Below are 16,526 nucleotides of genomic sequence, written 5' to 3'. Positions count from 1 at the left end.
AGCAACTGACGTCGAGGGATTCGTTTTCTGGATAGACTTGGCGCCGCCCCGGCTTGATCCTGCCATGCGTGCAGCAAGGAGATCCGGCATGATCACACTCGAAAAAGGCATCACGCGCGCAGGTACCGGCTATGCCGGCAAGACCTGGAATATCCTGGGTCAGCTCTATTATCCGAAAGCCGTCACCGACTCCACGTTCGCCTTCGAAACCAACAGCGAGCCCGGGCAGTTCGTGCCGGTTCACGTTCATCCCACCCAGGACGAGTTCATCCTGGTGCAGGAAGGCGTCCTCGATCTCAAGCTCGACGGCGTCTGGGTCAAGGCGAATGCCGGCGACCTCGTGCGCATGCCGCGCGGCATTCCGCATGGCTACTTCAACAAATCCGACAAGCCGGCGCGCGCGCTGTTCTGGGTGTCGCCGATGCAGAAGCTGGAGGCGCTGTTCAACATGCTGGACAATCTCGCCGACCCGGCCGAAGTGGTGCGGATCTCGGCGGAGCACGAGGTCGACTTCCTGCCGCCGGAGGCCAACGACTAGGCGGCAGCGCCGGGCCCGGCGAGCGCTCCTCAATTGTTGCGGTACGGACGGAGTGCGATCATCGCTATCGGCCCGGTGCGCCTGCAGCATGAGCAACGGCTGCGCCTGAACGACATGCGATCGGCGAGATCCTTCTCGCCCTGATTTCGAAGCTGGCTTGTCCGTCGGCATCGCACATCTCGGTCGCGCCGGGCGACCTTCGTCACCATCAAACTCTTGCGGCGCGGCGGGTGCGCGGCCGCGCGCCCGACAACAAGGAGGTCCCATGATCAATCGAAAGAATGTCTGTGTGATCGGCGCCGGCGTCTCCGGCCTGGCTGCAGCCAAAGCATTCGCCGCCCGCGGGCACGACGTCACCATCGTCGAGCGGAGCGCCGATCTCGGCGGCGTCTGGGAGCCCGCGCGATCCTATCCCGACGTGCAGACGCAGAGCCCCAAGGAGCTCTATCGCTACACCGACAAGGCGATGCCGGATCACTACCCCGAATGGCCGAAGGGACCGCAGGTCTATGCCTATCTTGCCGACTACGCGAAGTCCCACGACCTCATCCGCCTGATGCGGTTGAACACGACCGTCCTTGCGATGCAGCGCCGCAGTGACGGCAAACCTGGATGGAGCCTCGACCTCAAGACCGGGGACCGAACGAGCCGGGAGGATTTCGATTTCGTCGCCGTCTGCACCGGTCAGTTCAACGAGCCGCAGACGTTGTCGCTTGCCGGCGAAGATCAGTTCGCGGCCGCCGGCGGCTTGATCCTGCATTCCTCGAAATACAACGATGCCGCGCTCACGAGGGGGCGCGACGTGGTAGTCCTCGGCGGCTCGAAATCGGCAACCGACATCGCGGTCAACGCCGTGCGCTCCGGCGCGCGCTCGGTCACGATCGTGCTTCGTGAAGCGGTGTGGCGCATTCCCTACTTCATCGGCGGTCTGATCAACTTCAAGCGCATCCTCTATATCCGCGCCCAGGAGCAGATGTTCCCAAGCTGGGGCATCGGCCCGCTCTCGCGCCTTGCCCATCTGCTGGCCAAGCCGCTCGTCTGGGCCAATTGGCGCGGCCTGGAGAGCCTGCTCAAGACGCAGTTGAAGCTCGCCAAATGCAACATGGTGCCGAACGGCAGGATCGAGGACGGCGTGAACTGCTCCGTCCCGATCGCGACGCCCGACTTCTTCCCGATGGTCGCAGACGGCCGGATCAAGGCTGTCTACGGCACCTTCGGCCACTACGAGCCGAACACCATCGTGACCAGCGGCGGTGAACGAATTCCGGCCGACGTCGCGATCCTCGCCATCGGCTACAAGCTCGGGGTCCCGTTCCTGTCGGCTGCCGACCGCGCCAAGCTGGTCGATCCGGACGGGCAGTACCGGCTCTATCGGCTGATCGCCAATCCCGATCTTCCCGACATGGGCTTCGTCGGCTTCAATTCGAGCTTCTGCACCGTGCTCTGTGCGGACATGGCCGCCAACTGGCTGGTGCGGTATGCCGACAAGCAGCTGGCGCATCAGCCGAGCGAGCGCGAGATGCGCGACAACATCGAGATGATGCTGCATTTCAAGCGGATCGAGCGCCCTGCCGCGGGCGTCTATGGCGGACTTTGCGTCGCGCCCTATCACTTCAAGCATTTCGACGAACTGCTTGCAGACATTGGCGCCCAGCGCCGACGGCGCAACCCGTTGGCCGAGATGTTCACGCCGCCCGATGCGGACGCGTATAACGACTTTCTCGCATCCGCGCCGGCCTATCAGGCCTGCTGAGGTAGCGGCGAGCAGCCTCGCCACACTACTAACACAGTGACGCCGCAAGCGAGACGCATTGCAGGGACGGCCGTATGCGCCGACGCCGGCGCTGGCCTTCCTGGCAAGGCCGGGCTATCCAAAGCGCCCCCGGCCTCCAGCCGTTCGCCTCGGAGCCTGCCATGATACTCTCGCCCCATCTCCGCATCATCGGTCTCGCTGCTTCGGCCGCGTTCCTCCTGACCACTGCGGCCCAAGCCGCAGAAGTCCACGTCATGATCTCCGGCGGCATGACCGCTGCGTTCAAATCCCTGGTGCCGGAGTTCGAGCGGCGCTCGGGTCACAAGGTCACGATTGCCTACGGCCCGTCGATGGGAACAACCACGAATGCGATTCCCGTCCGCCTCGAGCGCGGCGAACCTGCCGATGTCCTCATCATGGTGGGCTACGCGCTCAGCGATCTCACCACCAAGGGCAAGGTGATGCCGGATAGCCGTGCGGACCTCGCCAATTCGCCGATCGGCGTCGCGGTCAAGTCGGGGACGCCGCATCCCGATATTTCGAACGCGGAAGCCGTTAAACGCATGCTGATCGCCGCCAAGACCATCGCCTATTCGGACAGCGCGAGCGGCGTCTACGTCTCCACCGAGATGTTCGATAAGCTTGGCGTCAAGGACGAGATGAAAGGCAAGGCGCGGATGATTCCGGCCACTCCCGTCGGCGAGATCGTCGCCCAGGGCGAAGCGGAGATCGGCTTTCAGCAGATCAGCGAGCTCAAGCCGGTGAAGGGCATCGACATCGTCGGGCCGCTGCCGGCCGGACTGCAGAAGATCACCGTGTTCTCCGCCGGCATTGCCACGGACGCCAAGGAGCCGGAGGCCGGCAAGGCGCTCATCAAGTTCCTGCAATCACCGGATGCGCGTCATGTCATCGCGGAAAGCGGCCTCGATCCGATCGTGAGGCGGGCCCCGAACTGACGATAGAGCGCGCCGGCTGAGACGATGGCTCTCCCCGCCTGTGGCGTGGGAGAGTTCGGCAGGTAGCGTCGGTGCGCCTACTGGGTGAGCAAAGTCGACTCGCTCAGATTGTTGGCGCCGTACGCTTTCTTGAGCAGGCCGTTCGCCTTGGAGTCCGTCATGAACTTGGTGACGAAGGCCAGCGACTGCGGATGCTTCAGCGGTACCGCAACCGCGGTGTCCGTCTTCTTGAAGGTCTCGGCGAGCACCTTGGTGCCGGAAATCTGCTTGGCGATGAGATTCAATTGATCGCGCGCCAGCGCGAGCGCGTCGATCTCGCCCGCGCTGAGCAGCGCATAGACTTCCTCGTAGGATTTGAAGCCGGTGACGGTCGCCTTCTTCAGGAAGGCCTTGGCACCGCGCAGCACGGTCGTGTCGTTGATGGCCGCAACCTCGGTGCCGGCCTGATCCAGCGCCGCGATGTTGGCAACGTCGAGACCGGCGCGGATGATGAAGGTGGTCTCGACCGAATCGTAGACCGGACCGAACGAGACCTTGGTTGCGCGCTCCGCGTCCTTCGGCATGAAGGCCACATCCCAGGCGCCCTGGGCAGCCTCGTCGATGATCGCATTGGAATTCGGATGCTCGACGAATTCGACGGGCACGCCGACCTGCGCGGCCATGGCCTTGCCCAGCTCGACTGGAACGCCTGAATAGCCGCTGTCCGATTTGACGCACCAGAACGCACCGCCGGCGGGGCCAACGGCAATGGCGACGCGAAGCTTGCCCGTCGGCGCGATTTCTTCCTTCAAGCCGGCTGCGCCCGCGGCGTGGCCGGCAAACGTGACTACCGCAGCTACCAGGGCTGCGTCACGCAGCCAGCGCCAAAACGCCATGGCCCTCTCCCATTGGATTGCAAGTTGGATACGAGCCGCACCTTGCCGGGAGCACCGTTAAATACAGCTTACCTCGCTTACGCAAAGCAGCATGCGACGCGCAAAACTTGCGCGTCGCAATTGCGGTTTCAAATAACTCGATACCGAAAACCGAATAAGCGTCGCTTAAACGCAGCGGCGAACCGCGACGCCATTGACGATCACCGTGCGGCACGCCGCGGCCGCCACCGGCGGCTTGCGAACCACCACAGCGCCCGCCGCACCGGCGCAGCCGGCCCGCACGACGCCGCGTGCGCAGACCACGGCATTGGCATCCGACATCGACACGAACGGCATCGCCGCCAGGATGAACAATCCGCACAGCGTGGAAATAATGGCACGTGAAACAATGGCGCTCATCTTCAAACTCCTGATCATGATCTGATTGGTCAAATATCCACCCTGTCGCGACCTTGCCTGGGACCTCCCCGCCCGACAACTGGGACAATTTGGGTGGATTCGCTTTCGTGTGCGTCCTCGCGGGCACGGCGGTGGTAACTGTGAACGGCGGCAGCCGCCCTGCATCAGCGATGGGCCGCAAACTGCGCGAGCATGCCCTTGCAGCCAGGTGTCAGCGCGCCGGCATTGGCCGCGAGGCACTGCGCAATCCGGCCGCCGCCCGGCTCGATGCCGCTGCACAACGCCCGCGCGTCCGCGCCGCACGCGGCCCTCACGATGCGCAACTCCTCGAGCGGCCGCAGCGGTCGCAACACCAGCGCCGGCGCCGCTGGTCCAGCGGTGGTTGTCGCCGCGGGCGAGGCAACAGCCGCAGTCGCCGTCGATGCCCCGGTCGACGCGGCACCACCGCTCGAAGCCGCCATCGCCTGAGCGCAGGGAGCGGACACCTTGGCCTTGTTCTGCTCCAGGCATTGCAGCGCCGCCGCGCCGCCCGGCGGCACGCTGCTGCACACCTTGCGGTAATCGGAGCCGCAGGCACTTCGGATCGCGGCAACCTGCGCCTCGCTCGGCTTGACCGCAGGCGCCGACGCAGCCGGCTTGGCCGCAGCCGTGGCGGACTGGGCAGGCACGGCCGGGACGGACGCGGCCGGCTGCGCCGCGACCTTCGGAGGCTCGGCGGGAGGCTTGCTCGCCTCGGCGGCGGCCGGCCTGCTCTCGGCCGGTGGCGCCGAATCCGGCTTGGCCTGCACGACAGGCTTGGCCTCTGCCGCAGGCTTGGCTTCCGCAGCAGGCTCGAGCGCCTTGACCGCCGTCTGACAAGATGAGGACAGGCTCGCGATGTTCTTCTGCAGGCATTGGAACGCCGCCGTGCCGCCGGGCGGCACGCTCGCGCATTTCGACATGTAGTCCGACCGGCATGCCGACTTGATCGCGTTGCGCTGCGCATCGCTCTGCGCCAGCGCCTCCGTTGCTGCAAGGCCGGCCGCCGCGACCATCCCGAGCACCAGCATTCTCCTGAAGCGATTGATCATCGATCGATCCTCAATGGTGTCGTGCTTCAATCTCTCGTCGCCACCGCGGTCGCCTGCGTGGTGGCCAATCAGATCTCATCAGTATCAGCACGCGCATATCGGCCCAGGCTGCGCCGGCAGCCCGTGCCTGGCAATTGGGAAAATTTGGGTGGATCGCATTCTCACTCCGCCGGCGCCTCCCGCAGCGCCGGCTGCGCCGCCGGAAGCTCCGGCGGCAGGATCAGCGCAGCGATGACCGCAACCAGGCAGAGCACGGCGAACGCCTGCAGCATGGTGACGAAGCCGCCGCGCTCATACAGCCAGGCGACTAGGCCGACCGAGGCGCCTGCCGCGGTGAAGCCGACGAAGTAGCGCACCGCATAGGCGCGCGAGCGCCATTCCTCGGCGGTGTATTTGCCGACCATCGCGTCGTTGACCGTGACCTGTCCGAACGCGCCCATGACGATGCCGATCGAGGCTACGATCAGCGCCCAGTCGCGCGCATCGGCGGCGAGATAGAGCAGCGGCGCCAGCACCAGGGAAAGCGGCAGCGCGATCGTCTTCAGCGCGTGGCGATCGAGCAGCCGCCCGATCGTGTACTGCGTCATCGCGCCGAACACGTAGACGCCGGCCGCGATCACGCCGAGCAGCGCCGGGCTCTGCGTCAACCCGGCCAGCCGCTCCGCGAACAGCTTTGGCAGCGCCACGGTGATCGCGTTGAACGTCGTGGAGATCGCGATCACCACCAGCAGCAGCGCGAGCACCACGCGCCACATCTGGTCGCGCGCGACGCGGGCCTGCGCCGCGGCCTGCTTCGATCCGCGGCGGTCCTCATGCACGACCGACAGCGCGAACACCACGCCGATCGCCACCGTGATCACCCCGGGTACGATGAAGGCGAAGCGCCAGCCGAGATATTGCCCGACCACGCCGGTGACCAGCGCCGACGAGGCGACGCCGAGATTTCCGAACACGCCGTTCAGCCCCATGTCGCGACCGAGCCGGTCGGCGTAGGACACCAGCATCGCGGTTCCCACCGGGTGATAGATCGAGGCGAACAGCCCGATCGAAAGCAGCGCCGCGCCGAGCTGCCACGGCGTCTGCACCAGGCCGACCGAGACCATCGACAGGCCGATGCCGAGATAGAAGATCAGCATCATGTGCCGCCGGCTCCAGCGGTCGCCGAGCCAGCCCGTCAGGAGCGACCCGGCGCCGAAGGCTATGAAGCCCGGCGTCGCATAGGGCAGCAGGTCCGCATAGGCCATGCCGAGCGCCGGGCCCATGATGATGACCGCGGCTGCGAAGATCAGCATCGCATAATGGTCGACGAAGTGGGCCGCGTTGACGAAGCCGATGACGCGGCGGGCGCTGTTCATGGGAGCTGTCCTCGATTCCTGACGGATCGGTTATAGTCGACGCGACCAACGAGAAGCCGCCAATGACCGTCGTGGACACGCCATTGAAGCCGCTCGGCGCCGACCGGGTGACGACCGAGCCCGGCGTCCATCTGATCGCGCGCCTTTATCACAAGGGCGCGCGGCTCGATCCGCACATGCACCGCGAATCCCAGTTGATCTACGCCTCGCGCGGCACGATGCAGGTGACGACGCCGCGGGGACGCTGGCTGGTGCCGCCCGACCGCGCGGTCTGGGTGCCGGCGCGCCATGGCCACGCTATCGACATGCTGGCCGACAGCCAGATGCGGACGCTGTATTTCGAGCTGGACTGGCTGAAGCGGGAGACGCGGGGCGCGCGGCTCGACCGCGAGTTCGTGGTGCAGGTCTCGCCGCTGCTGCACCAGGCGATCCTGGCGCTGTTCGCGGCGGACGGCGGGCCCGAGCGCACGGCGCTCCTGGTGCGGCTCGCTCTGCTCGAGTTGCGCCGCGCCGAGGATTCCTCGACCTTCATCCCCTTGCCGCAGGATCCGCGCGCGCGCCGTGCCGCCCAGCTCGTCCTCGCCTCTCCCGCGAGCGAGGAGGACCTGGCGACCCTGGCGGGCAAGGTCGGCAGCTCGGCCCGCACCCTGTCGCGGCTGTTCGCGGCGGAGACGCGGCTGAGCTTCAAGGCGTGGTGCCAGCGTGCCCGGATCGTCGCCGCGATCGAGCGGCTGTCCACCGACCGTCACCTCTCCGTCAAGCAGCTCGCCGCCGATCTCGGCTATGCCAGCGTGCCGGCGTTTTCGCATGCCTTCAGACAGGTCACCGGCCGCACTCCGACCGAATTCGCGGAGCAGACAGGTGCATGACACGCCGGCCGCATATGCGCACCGCGACGGCGGCGTTGACGATTTGTTATGTTTGAATGTCGCCAGCTTTGCCATAAATCCATGTAACATCGCCTTCATCACGCTCTGGGATTCGACCGACATCAGATGGCCAATGCCTTTTTCACCGACCTGATCACCACAATTTCCGAGCGAGGCCGGACGCTGCTGCGCGGCGGCGGCGCCCCTGTCGAGAAGCACGATGCGACGAGCCTGGCCGAGCTGTGCGAGGCGCTGGTGTCCGGCGCCGGCGAGGCCTCGGGCACGGCGATGGCCCGCGACGTGCTCGACGGCTATCACGATCTCGACCCCGAGGGGCGCAAGGCGTTCTTCACCGCGCTGGTCCATGATTTCGGGCCCGACAAGGCCAGGCTCGCCAAGGCGATCGACGACTGGCGTGCGGCGCCATCGGACGAAGGCGCGAGCGCGCTGCATTTCGCCTCCGAGCCGCGCCGGCAGGAGCTGATCCGCCGGCTCAACCGCGCGCCGGGCGGCACGCCCGAGCTGGTGGCGATGCGCACCGATCTCCTGGATCTGTTGAAGGCCAATCCGGAACTCGCCGCGCTCGACCGTGACGTGGTGCATCTCTTGAGCTCATGGTTCAACAGGGGGTTTCTCGTGCTGCGTAAGATCGACTGGTCGACGCCGGCGAACATTCTGGAGCAGATCATCCGCTACGAGGCGGTGCATGAGATCCACGACTGGGACGATCTGCGCCGCCGCATCGATCCGGTCGATCGCCGCTGCTACGCCTTCTTCCATCCGGCGATGCCCGACGCGCCCCTGATCTTCGTCGAGATCGCGCTGACCGAGACCATCCCCGGCGCCATCGCGCCGCTGCTCGCGGTCGACCGTCCGCCGGTGCCGGCCGACCGCGCCCGCACCGCCGTGTTCTATTCGATCTCCAACACCCAGCGCGGGCTCGGCGGCATCTCGTTCGGCAACTTCCTGATCAAGCAGGTGGTGGAGGAGTTGAGGCGCGAGCTGCCGAAGCTCGACACCTTCGTGACCTTGTCGCCGGTGCCGGGCTTCATGAATTGGCTGAAGTCGACGGCCGATGCGACCGAAGAGGATCGCAACGTGCTCAAGCTCCTGAACGAGCCGCGCTGGGTCGAGGACGCCGAGATGTCCGCCGAGCTGCGCCCCGTGATCGAGCCGCTCGCCGCGCACTACTTCCTGAAGGCGCGCACGTCGAAGGGAAAGGTGATCGATCCCGTCGCCCGCTTCCACCTTGGCAACGGCGCGAGGCTCGAGCGCATCAACTGGCTCGGCGACCTCTCGTCCAAGGGCCAGCGCGAATCCGCGACCGTGATGGTGAACTACCTGTATCGGCTCGAGGACATCGAGAAGAACCACGAAGCCTATGCCAATGACGGCGAGGTCGTCGCCTCCAGCGCGGTCAAGAAGCTGCTGCGCGCCGAGGGCCGGCGGCTGCTGGATATGCGGCTGTCGTCGTAATTGGTCCCCTATACGGCGCATGGGACGAACCACGCTAACCACAAAGTCAGTGTCATCCCGGCGAACGCCGGGATCCATAACCCCAGGACGTGATTTGGGGCGGACTCGTCGTTAGACCTCGCGTCCCACATCCGCCGCGGAGTATGGGTCCCGGCGTTCGCCGGGACGACGCTATAGGAAAACCGCTTTCACATCTCAAACAGCTGGAGGACGTGCGACCGCGGCCTCGCGGCGCCTGACGCCCGAGTGCTGCGAAACACGTCACCCTCATCAAATACAGAGGGCGCAGGGAAGACCGGGTGCTGGCCGCAACCCATGGCCCCCGTGCGTGAGAAAGTGCACGGGGCAGGAACCACAGGTACGACCGGTGCATTCCGGCCTTCCCTGCGCGATGGTTTGAACGGTGTCCTTCGTGCTCTCCCTGGGGATCGGCGCTCTTGCCCCCATCGCCCGCGCGTGCCGTCAAGCAACGCTTGCGGACTTGACCTCAGCGTCGAGAGGCCAGGACCACACGACTTCTCCGTCCGCGACGGCGCCGGTCGTCTACCAGCACCTCCACGGCCACCGCATCCCTGCCCCGACGTTCGTGACGACGCGTACGCCCCTCTGCGAAAAGGACAGGACACGCGCATCATTGCTGATTTTCGGAATTTGTCAAGGTGAAAGATTCGGGCGCCGCTCGCGGCGCCCGTCGGGACCTCGGCCCCCTCGCCCTCATGACGCCTTCTTCGCCTCCACGTGCCGTGCAAAACTGTCGAGAATGGCCTGCCAGCCGCCCTGCTGCTGCTCGACTGAATGAGTCGTTTCGGCATCGAAGGCGACGTGAACGACAACGCCATTCGGGCCGGGCTCGAAGTGGACCTCGGCCTTCCGGTCGCCGAAGGCGTATTCGATCAGCTTGTGGTCGACGATCTTCGTGTAGGTGCCGGCGAAGTCGAAGCCCATGCTGCCGTCCTTGGCCTCCATCCGCGACGAGAAAGCGCCGCCCTCTCTCAGGTCGACCGTGGCCTTGGTCGTATGCCAGTCGTCGGAGGCCGCGTTCCACTTCACGATGTCGGCCGGCGTCGTATAGGCACGCCAAACCTGATCGATCGGGGCTGCGACGGTGGTTTGGACGGTGATCCTCATAAACATTGCTCCTGGTTCGATTTTGACATCCCACTGCAGGTGTGCAGGAGTTGTGTCCACCCAAGGACGATCCAGACTGGCCGATCCCGACAAGCCTTAGCGTTCGATGCATCGCTGCACCAGTCGACCGACGTTCACCGGGAGGCGCCCGCCTGATATAAGCCGACATCCCGATGAGGACGTTGTCGCAGTGCCCACTCGTCGCCAGATCCTGTCAGCCATAGGAGCAGCCGCCATGGGATCGCCGATCATGCCGGCTCGTGGGCACCAGGCTGCATTCGATTCCGACACATTCGCAGCCGGAATCACCCAACGACTCGATCAGGCGCTCGCTGAGCGGCGCGTGTGGAACATCCACGGTCTTGTCGTTCTGCAGAACGGCACGCTGATCGTCGAGCGCTATTTTGAAGGCCAGGATCGCGAGAGAGGCATTGGCGATCTCGGGACGGTCAAGTTTACGGCGCAGACGCTCCACGATCTAAGATCCTGTTCCAAGAGCATCGTAGCCTTGCTTTATGGAATCGCGCTGCAGCAAGGCAAGGTCCCCGCGCCGGAGGCGAGCCTGCTGTCCGGATTCCCGGAGTATCGCGATCTCGCCAACGACGAACGCTCGCGCGTGACCGTGCATCACGCGCTCTCCATGACCTTGGGACTGGATTGGGACGAGAGCAGCCTGCCTTACGGCGATCCTCGCAACAGCGAAATCGCCATGGACAACGCTCCCGATCGCTTTCGCTACATCCTGGAGCGACCAATTGTCGACACGCCCGGCGCCCACTGGACCTATTGTGGCGGAGCCACCGCGTTGCTCGCCCGCCTGATCGCAAAGGGGGCCGGCAAGTCACTGCATGAGTTCGCACGCGAGTCGTTGTTCGATCCGCTCGGCATGGGGCCGACGCAATGGGCCACCGGAGCAGACGGCGAGCCGTTCGCGGCATCAGGTGCCCGGATGTCGGTGCGTGACCTCTCACGGATCGGCGCGTTGATGCTCTCCGGCGGGCAGCGCGATGGCCGACAGATCGTTCCCGCGGAGTGGATCAAGCGGTGCACCACGCCGATAGTCAGCTCCGACGAGCTGCGCCGTTACGGCTATCAATGGTTCGTTCTCGACGTGGCTTTCGGCAAGCCCAGGGGATGGGCACCGGGGCGTCTCGAGCGCATGTGGATGGCGCAGGGGGAAGGCGGCCAACGCCTGTTCATCGTTCCTGCGCTGCAGCTCGTCATCGCCCTGACGGCAGGAAACTACGGCAGCGACGACCAGTGGATTCCGCCGACGCGCGTGCTCCGGGAAATCGTTCTGGCGAGCGTCGCTTAGCGTTGTATGGATCGGCATTCGAATTGAAGCATCGCTGCCCCACACTCACGGGCGCTGCCCAACACTCGTCGCACCACATCATCGATCTCAAAGGGACGTTTTGTACACACTCGCCGAAATTTCATAGGACGAAGAAATTCGACTTTGAACGCAGGTTTGAAATGAAAGGACTGCGATTGGCCCAAGGCCCATCTCAGGACGCCTTTTTGATTCAAGTTTGAACTCTTATTCGGCGCTTGACTAAACAAGTTTGCCTTATTCAACCGGGCGTCAAGTTGGTACTGTTGGCGGCAAAACATCGTTGTCAAAGCCGATGGAATTTCGACTGCGGTGCGCTCTGCGATACGCAGGAAACGAAGATGACCTACTGGTTCTCCACTCTGTCGCAAATTTGGATTTCGGTCGGAACGTTGGTGTTTGCATGGAGGTTCCGCAGGTTGCGTCGAGAGGTGACGCAGATATCCAATAGGGACCGTTCCTTTTACCGGCGCAATGACAACGACCTTCTCAGACTCATCTTCTATTTTTTCCTTTGGTGCTCGGCTCCGGCCCTGGTGTACGGCCTGTGGCTCCATAGCATTGGCCAACTCCAGATCGCTGGGCACGGCGGGTGAATTTCGAATGCAATCCCAGCTCGGAGGATGCCGCGCGATGCGGGTGGAACGCGCGGACAAGCCACTAAATGCGCAGGGTTTTCCTGCTTTGGCATATGCGGCCAACCACGGACAGTCTCGATGAGAGGGACACTGATGACAAACTGATCGGGATCTACAGCAGCGCTGCCGAAGCGAATGAGGCGAAAAAGCACAAGCTACAATTTGAAGGTTTTCGCGACTATCCGGATTGTTTCCATATTGACGAGTATGAAGTCGAAAAAGACGCATGGAGCGAGGGGTTTATTGTGACGAGAGCGAGGTGAGCCCCCTGCCTGCCGATGTCGGCTTGTGGCCCATGTTGCACAGGGCCTCATGGTTGGAGACGCGCCGCGCGGGGCGCTCCTCACCCATGAGGGTCTTAGATCTCGCCGCGAATTCAGACCCCGTTCTGAAGAGCCCGCCGGAGGTGGGCGTCTCGAAGGATGGCTGTAGCATTCACTGGCTTCGACGCCTCACCCCACCGCGCCCTGCGGCCGCAAACGCAGCACCGCCGTTGGCAGATTCACCGCCAGCCACTCCGAGATCACCTTCTGCTTGCGGTGATACGCCAGCCCCACCGCGACCACCGCGATGCCGATCAGCGACAGCGCGAACGGGAACAGCAGCGAGTCCTTGAAGACGACGTCGGCGAGGTGGCCGAGATACATCGTGATGCCGATAGCGCCGAAGACGGCGTAGGCGCGGCGGACGATGATGACGGCGGTCGCGAGCAGGCCGACGTTCAGCAGGCAGTAGATCGCCTTGCCGAGCTCGGTGGCGCCTTCCGTGGCGCTGACGCCGCCCCAGAAGGCCAGCAGGCCGAACAAGTGCATCCAGAAGCCGAAGTCGCGGCTGTGGCTGTTGTAGTCGACGATCCACGCCACCGCGAGAATGCCGAGGCCGAACCAGATCGAGACGATGCGGCGCATCTCCCAGTCGAAATGGCTGACATTGAAGATCCAGGGCGTGAGGTCCATCGACATGAACCACAGCGCGACCGACATGATCGCGACGATGAAGGGCACGCGATAGAAGCGCAGCGCGATCGCGCCCGCCGCGATGGTGGCGATCTCCATGAACAGCCAACTGCCCTTGATCCAGACGTAGAAGTCGTGGACCGTGCCGGGCTTGCCGAACTTGCCCCACCAGCCGAATTCGGCCTGGACGCCGTAGACGGCGAGCGGTGCCATCGACACGGCGATGGCGATCAGCAGGCCGCCGGGGACGCGCAGGTCGCGGCGCCAGAGGTGGTCGCCGGCGAAGCTGAAGGCGGCGGCATAGGCGAGCGCGCAGGCCGTCAGGGCGCGGCCACCCATCTGCGAGAAGGCCACCGTCGAGAACAGGCCCATGGCGCCGATGACGATCAGCGCGCCGGCGTACCAGAGCAGATGCGCGGCATCGAATTTGGCGCGGGGTGTGTCCTTGGATGGCGCGCGCTGCTGGAGATAGGCGAGCAGCCGTTGCAGCTCCTCGGGACCGATGGCGCCGGCGCTCGCCGCGGCGCGGAGGTCGTGGTCGGAATAGGACATGGTGGTCACCTCTCGTGATCCGTCGCGGCGGCATGCAGGGATCGATCGCGCGAACGCCTGCGGCGTCGCGCGTCGGGACCCGGAGCCGACGGGGCGGATATGGGTGAGTGTAGCGGAACCTGAGCAACGTTCAAGAATATTTTGAACGACGCTCAAAAAATTCGGCCGCTGGCTGGACCAGACCTTGCGCTCATTGCGAGCTCCCGGACCCATTCGCTCCGGTGTCGTCCCGGGCAAGCCGTGACGCGCGTAGCGCGGCGCGGCGCCGACCCGGGACCCAGACTCTGCGGCCGGTGTGGGGCGCGAGATCTAACGACGAGGCTGCCTCAAACGTCTGCCTGTGGTTATGGATCCCGGCGTTCGCCGGGATGACGGCGGTAGCTGAGGTGTAAGCGCGAACGTCGGGACGAGGATGGGGAGGTGCTTGTGTTACCCCCGCCCCTTCAATCCTTGAAATACGGCTCGACCGGGCCGTGGACCTTGATGGTCAGTGGGTTGCCGTGGCGGTCCTTGGCGTTCCCTGCGGCGACGCGGATCCAGCCTTCGCTGATGCAGTATTCCTCGACATTGGTCTTCTCGGCGCCCTTGAAGCGGATGCCGACGTCGCGCGACAGGATCTCCGCATTGTAATAGGGGCTCTTCGGATCGACCGACAGCCGGTCAGGAAATGGGGTCGCAGTCGTCTCGTTGTCGCTCACAGCAGTGCCTCGATCTCTTTCTTCAACGCCTCGGGCGTGGTGGTCGGCGCATGGCGCGACACCACGTGACCGGTGCGATCGACCAGGAATTTGGTGAAATTCCACTTGATCGCTGAGCCAAGCAGGCCCGTCTTCTCGCCCTTCAGGAACCGGTATAGCGGATGCGCGTCCGCACCGTTGACGTCGATCTTCGCAAACAGCGGGAAGGTGACGTCGTACTTGCCGGCGCAGAACGCGCCGATCTCCTCGGCCGTGCCGGGCTCCTGGGCGCCGAACTGGTTACAGGGAAATCCGAGCACGGCAAAGCCCCTGTCAGCATAGGCGCGGTGCAGCGCCTCGAGGCCGCGATATTGCGGCGTGAAGCCGCAGGCGCTGGCGGTGTTGACGATCAGCAGCACCTGGCCCTCGAAGCGCTTCAGCGGCACCTCCTCGCCGGACAGCGAGGTCGCCGTGAAATCGTAGATACCGGCCATCAGCCCAGCACCGGATCGATCGGCGACGGCGGCGTACCGCCGGCCTCGATCGCTTCGCCAGCGAGAAGGCACGCGTCCTCGCGAAAGCGCTGGCCGACGAGCTGGACGCCGACCGGCACGCGGCCGACCATGCCGGTCGAGACCGTCAGGCCCGGCAGGCCGAAGAACGGAATCGCGATCTGCGTGAGCTGGGCGTGCCAGACCTGCTGGAACGACTCCTCGTCCTTGCGGTCGAGCTGATCGGCGAACGGCAGCATGCCCGACACCGGCATCAGCAGCAGCGGATGCTGCTCCATGAACAGGAGCCATTGCCGGGTCAGCGCGGCGCGGCGCGCGAGCGTCTGCGACAGGTCGAACGGATGCACCTTGTCACTGACGCCGCGCAGGCAGGCCAGCGCGCCCGGGTCGCCCTCCTTCTCGGCCGCTGCGAGCTGCGCCTCGTAGCCGTCGCCGAGCCAGAGACGGGTCTGCAGCAGCGCGGCCTCCTGCATCGGCGGCGTGTCCGCGATCTCCTCGACGGTCCAGCCGGCGGCTTCCAGCCGCCTGGTGGCATCGCGCAAGGCGGCCACGACCTCCGGCACCGGGTTCAGCCCGTCCGGGTTGACGCACAGCGTGACGCGCTTCGGCAGCGGCGGGCCCTCAAGCGGCACCGGCATCCACCAGACATCGCGAACGTCGCGCGCCGACATCGCGGCCAGCGCGATCCTGACGTCGTTGACCGTGCGGGCGAGCGGGCCGGAGACGGCGCTGATCTGCGGTCCGATCGGGCGCTCGGGGAACTGTGTATTGAAGGCGGGGATGCGCCCGACCGTGGGGCGCAGGCCGTGGATGCCGCAGGCATAGGCGGGATAGCGGACGGAGCCGGCGATGTCGGTGCCATGACCGATATGGCCGATGCCCGCCGCAGTGGCCGATCCTGCGCCGCCCGAGGAGCCGCCCGGCGTGATGCCGGGGTCGCGCGGATTTTTGGTATGGCCGTGGATGAGGTTGCTGGTGAACCAGCGATAGGACACCGCCGGGGTGTTGGTGCGGCCGAGCAGCACGGCACCGGCCTTGACCAGATTGTTGACGACCGGATTGTGTGCCGACGCGATCGCGTCCTTCTGCAGATTGAGGCCGTTGGTGGTGGCGAAGCCGGCCTGGTCGACATTGACCTTGATCGTCACCGGCACGCCGGCGAGCGGCCCCGGGTCCTCACCGCGCGCCAGGCGGGCGTCGATGGCGTCGGCCTGTTGCAGCACGTCCTCGGGGCGATGGTCGATCACGGCGTTGATCGCGGGATTGACCGCATCGAGCCGCGCCAGCGCTGCGGTCGCGGCATCGCGGGCGGAGACCTGTTTCGACTTGATGAGGGCGGCGAGGTCGGCAGCCGGCAGGCGCCAGAGTTCGGTCATGGGGAGCTCCGTGGTGACGGATGGCTGTTCTAGCGCGCGGGCTGGATGGGAGAAAGCCGTCCA

The 16,526-nt window shown here is 65.2% G+C and carries 16 protein-coding genes; 7 read left to right on the top strand and 9 right to left on the bottom strand.

Annotation, left to right across the window (positions count from 1 at the left end; all coding sequences use genetic code 11):
- Positions 1-88: 88 nt before the first annotated feature.
- From QW881_RS07820 to QW881_RS07810, 3 genes are all read left to right on the top strand, one after another.
- The gene (locus tag QW881_RS07820) at positions 89-538 is read left to right on the top strand and encodes a cupin domain-containing protein (protein ID WP_315718048.1); all 450 of its coding nucleotides are present in this window, start codon (positions 89-91) and stop codon (positions 536-538) included.
- Positions 539-803: 265 nt separating this feature from the next.
- A complete protein-coding gene (locus QW881_RS07815) occupies positions 804-2,291 on the top strand; it encodes a flavin-containing monooxygenase (protein ID WP_315755294.1) in 1,488 nt (495 codons plus the stop codon).
- A 161-nt stretch (positions 2,292-2,452) separates the two neighbouring features.
- The gene (locus tag QW881_RS07810) at positions 2,453-3,247 is read left to right on the top strand and encodes a substrate-binding domain-containing protein (RefSeq protein WP_315755293.1); all 795 of its coding nucleotides are present in this window, start codon (positions 2,453-2,455) and stop codon (positions 3,245-3,247) included.
- A gap of 77 nt (positions 3,248-3,324) precedes the next feature.
- On the opposite strand, the gene QW881_RS07805 is transcribed toward QW881_RS07810, so the two are convergent.
- The 4 genes from QW881_RS07805 to QW881_RS07790 all read right to left on the bottom strand — a co-directional run bounded on the left by QW881_RS07805 (position 3,325) and on the right by QW881_RS07790 (position 6,946).
- The gene (locus QW881_RS07805) at positions 3,325-4,122 is read right to left on the bottom strand and encodes a transporter substrate-binding domain-containing protein (protein ID WP_315755292.1); all 798 of its coding nucleotides are present in this window, start codon (positions 4,120-4,122) and stop codon (positions 3,325-3,327) included.
- Between the two features lie 165 nt (positions 4,123-4,287).
- Positions 4,288-4,521: a hypothetical protein gene (locus QW881_RS07800; protein WP_315718042.1), complete on the bottom strand. Its 234-nt coding sequence runs from the start codon at positions 4,519-4,521 to the stop codon at positions 4,288-4,290.
- Between the two features lie 164 nt (positions 4,522-4,685).
- Positions 4,686-5,591, bottom strand: coding sequence for a hypothetical protein (locus QW881_RS07795; protein WP_315755291.1), 906 nt, complete (start codon positions 5,589-5,591; stop codon positions 4,686-4,688).
- Between the two features lie 161 nt (positions 5,592-5,752).
- Positions 5,753-6,946, bottom strand: a complete 1,194-nt coding sequence (locus tag QW881_RS07790) for an MFS transporter (RefSeq protein WP_315755290.1) — start codon at positions 6,944-6,946, stop codon at positions 5,753-5,755.
- A gap of 62 nt (positions 6,947-7,008) precedes the next feature.
- Here QW881_RS07790 and QW881_RS07785 point away from each other — a divergent pair, with 62 nt between their 5' ends.
- Both QW881_RS07785 and QW881_RS07780 read left to right on the top strand, forming a co-directional pair.
- Positions 7,009-7,815, top strand: a complete 807-nt coding sequence (locus QW881_RS07785) for a helix-turn-helix transcriptional regulator (protein WP_315755289.1) — start codon at positions 7,009-7,011, stop codon at positions 7,813-7,815.
- A gap of 126 nt (positions 7,816-7,941) precedes the next feature.
- Positions 7,942-9,291: a malonyl-CoA decarboxylase gene (locus QW881_RS07780; protein ID WP_315755288.1), complete on the top strand. Its 1,350-nt coding sequence runs from the start codon at positions 7,942-7,944 to the stop codon at positions 9,289-9,291.
- A 714-nt stretch (positions 9,292-10,005) separates the two neighbouring features.
- Here the strand turns inward: QW881_RS07780 and QW881_RS07775 are convergent.
- Positions 10,006-10,419, bottom strand: a complete 414-nt coding sequence (locus QW881_RS07775; RefSeq protein WP_315755287.1) for an SRPBCC family protein — start codon at positions 10,417-10,419, stop codon at positions 10,006-10,008.
- A 235-nt stretch (positions 10,420-10,654) separates the two neighbouring features.
- On the opposite strand from QW881_RS07775, the gene QW881_RS07770 reads away from it, so the two are divergent.
- Positions 10,655-11,734: a serine hydrolase gene (locus QW881_RS07770; protein WP_315755286.1), complete on the top strand. Its 1,080-nt coding sequence runs from the start codon at positions 10,655-10,657 to the stop codon at positions 11,732-11,734.
- Between the two features lie 682 nt (positions 11,735-12,416).
- Positions 12,417-12,653, top strand: a complete 237-nt coding sequence (locus QW881_RS07765; protein WP_315755285.1) for a hypothetical protein — start codon at positions 12,417-12,419, stop codon at positions 12,651-12,653.
- Between the two features lie 189 nt (positions 12,654-12,842).
- On the opposite strand, the gene QW881_RS07760 is transcribed toward QW881_RS07765, so the two are convergent.
- From QW881_RS07760 to QW881_RS07745, 4 genes are all read right to left on the bottom strand, one after another.
- On the bottom strand, positions 12,843-13,898 hold the full coding sequence (locus QW881_RS07760; protein ID WP_315755284.1) for a hypothetical protein: 1,056 nt from the start codon (positions 13,896-13,898) through the stop codon (positions 12,843-12,845).
- Between the two features lie 443 nt (positions 13,899-14,341).
- The gene (locus tag QW881_RS07755) at positions 14,342-14,596 is read right to left on the bottom strand and encodes a DUF3297 family protein (protein ID WP_315718031.1); all 255 of its coding nucleotides are present in this window, start codon (positions 14,594-14,596) and stop codon (positions 14,342-14,344) included.
- Positions 14,593-15,069 (bottom strand): glutathione peroxidase, encoded by a 477-nt coding sequence (locus QW881_RS07750; RefSeq protein WP_315755283.1) that lies wholly within the window; start codon positions 15,067-15,069, stop codon positions 14,593-14,595. Before QW881_RS07750 ends, QW881_RS07755 begins: the two co-directional genes overlap by 4 nt.
- Entirely contained in the window at positions 15,069-16,463 is a 1,395-nt protein-coding gene (locus QW881_RS07745) for an amidase family protein (protein WP_315755282.1), read from the bottom strand. Before QW881_RS07745 ends, QW881_RS07750 begins: the two co-directional genes overlap by 1 nt.
- Positions 16,464-16,526 lie beyond the last annotated feature (63 nt).

Origin of the sequence: Bradyrhizobium sp. SZCCHNS3016 (genome assembly GCF_032484535.1) — a bacterium.
Taxonomy (GTDB): domain Bacteria; phylum Pseudomonadota; class Alphaproteobacteria; order Rhizobiales; family Xanthobacteraceae; genus Bradyrhizobium.
Note: the sequence above shows the minus strand (reverse complement) of the source record. Positions and strands in the feature narration are given on the sequence as shown.

Excerpts from the sequence above, each read along its gene's own strand:
- QW881_RS07820 (WP_315718048.1), top strand. The coding sequence starts at position 89 with ATGATCACACTCGAAAAAGGCATCACGCGCGCAGGTACCGGCTATGCC.
- QW881_RS07815 (WP_315755294.1), top strand. The coding sequence starts at position 804 with ATGATCAATCGAAAGAATGTCTGTGTGATCGGCGCCGGCGTCTCCGGC.
- QW881_RS07810 (WP_315755293.1), top strand. The coding sequence starts at position 2,453 with ATGATACTCTCGCCCCATCTCCGCATCATCGGTCTCGCTGCTTCGGCC.
- QW881_RS07805 (WP_315755292.1), bottom strand. The coding sequence starts at position 4,122 with ATGGCGTTTTGGCGCTGGCTGCGTGACGCAGCCCTGGTAGCTGCGGTA.
- QW881_RS07800 (WP_315718042.1), bottom strand. The coding sequence starts at position 4,521 with ATGAGCGCCATTGTTTCACGTGCCATTATTTCCACGCTGTGCGGATTG.
- QW881_RS07795 (WP_315755291.1), bottom strand. The coding sequence starts at position 5,591 with ATGATCAATCGCTTCAGGAGAATGCTGGTGCTCGGGATGGTCGCGGCG.
- QW881_RS07790 (WP_315755290.1), bottom strand. The coding sequence starts at position 6,946 with ATGAACAGCGCCCGCCGCGTCATCGGCTTCGTCAACGCGGCCCACTTC.
- QW881_RS07785 (WP_315755289.1), top strand. The coding sequence starts at position 7,009 with ATGACCGTCGTGGACACGCCATTGAAGCCGCTCGGCGCCGACCGGGTG.
- QW881_RS07780 (WP_315755288.1), top strand. The coding sequence starts at position 7,942 with ATGGCCAATGCCTTTTTCACCGACCTGATCACCACAATTTCCGAGCGA.
- QW881_RS07775 (WP_315755287.1), bottom strand. The coding sequence starts at position 10,419 with ATGAGGATCACCGTCCAAACCACCGTCGCAGCCCCGATCGATCAGGTT.
- QW881_RS07770 (WP_315755286.1), top strand. The coding sequence starts at position 10,655 with ATGGGATCGCCGATCATGCCGGCTCGTGGGCACCAGGCTGCATTCGAT.
- QW881_RS07765 (WP_315755285.1), top strand. The coding sequence starts at position 12,417 with ATGCGCAGGGTTTTCCTGCTTTGGCATATGCGGCCAACCACGGACAGT.
- QW881_RS07760 (WP_315755284.1), bottom strand. The coding sequence starts at position 13,898 with ATGTCCTATTCCGACCACGACCTCCGCGCCGCGGCGAGCGCCGGCGCC.
- QW881_RS07750 (WP_315755283.1), bottom strand. The coding sequence starts at position 15,069 with ATGGCCGGTATCTACGATTTCACGGCGACCTCGCTGTCCGGCGAGGAG.
- QW881_RS07745 (WP_315755282.1), bottom strand. The coding sequence starts at position 16,463 with ATGACCGAACTCTGGCGCCTGCCGGCTGCCGACCTCGCCGCCCTCATC.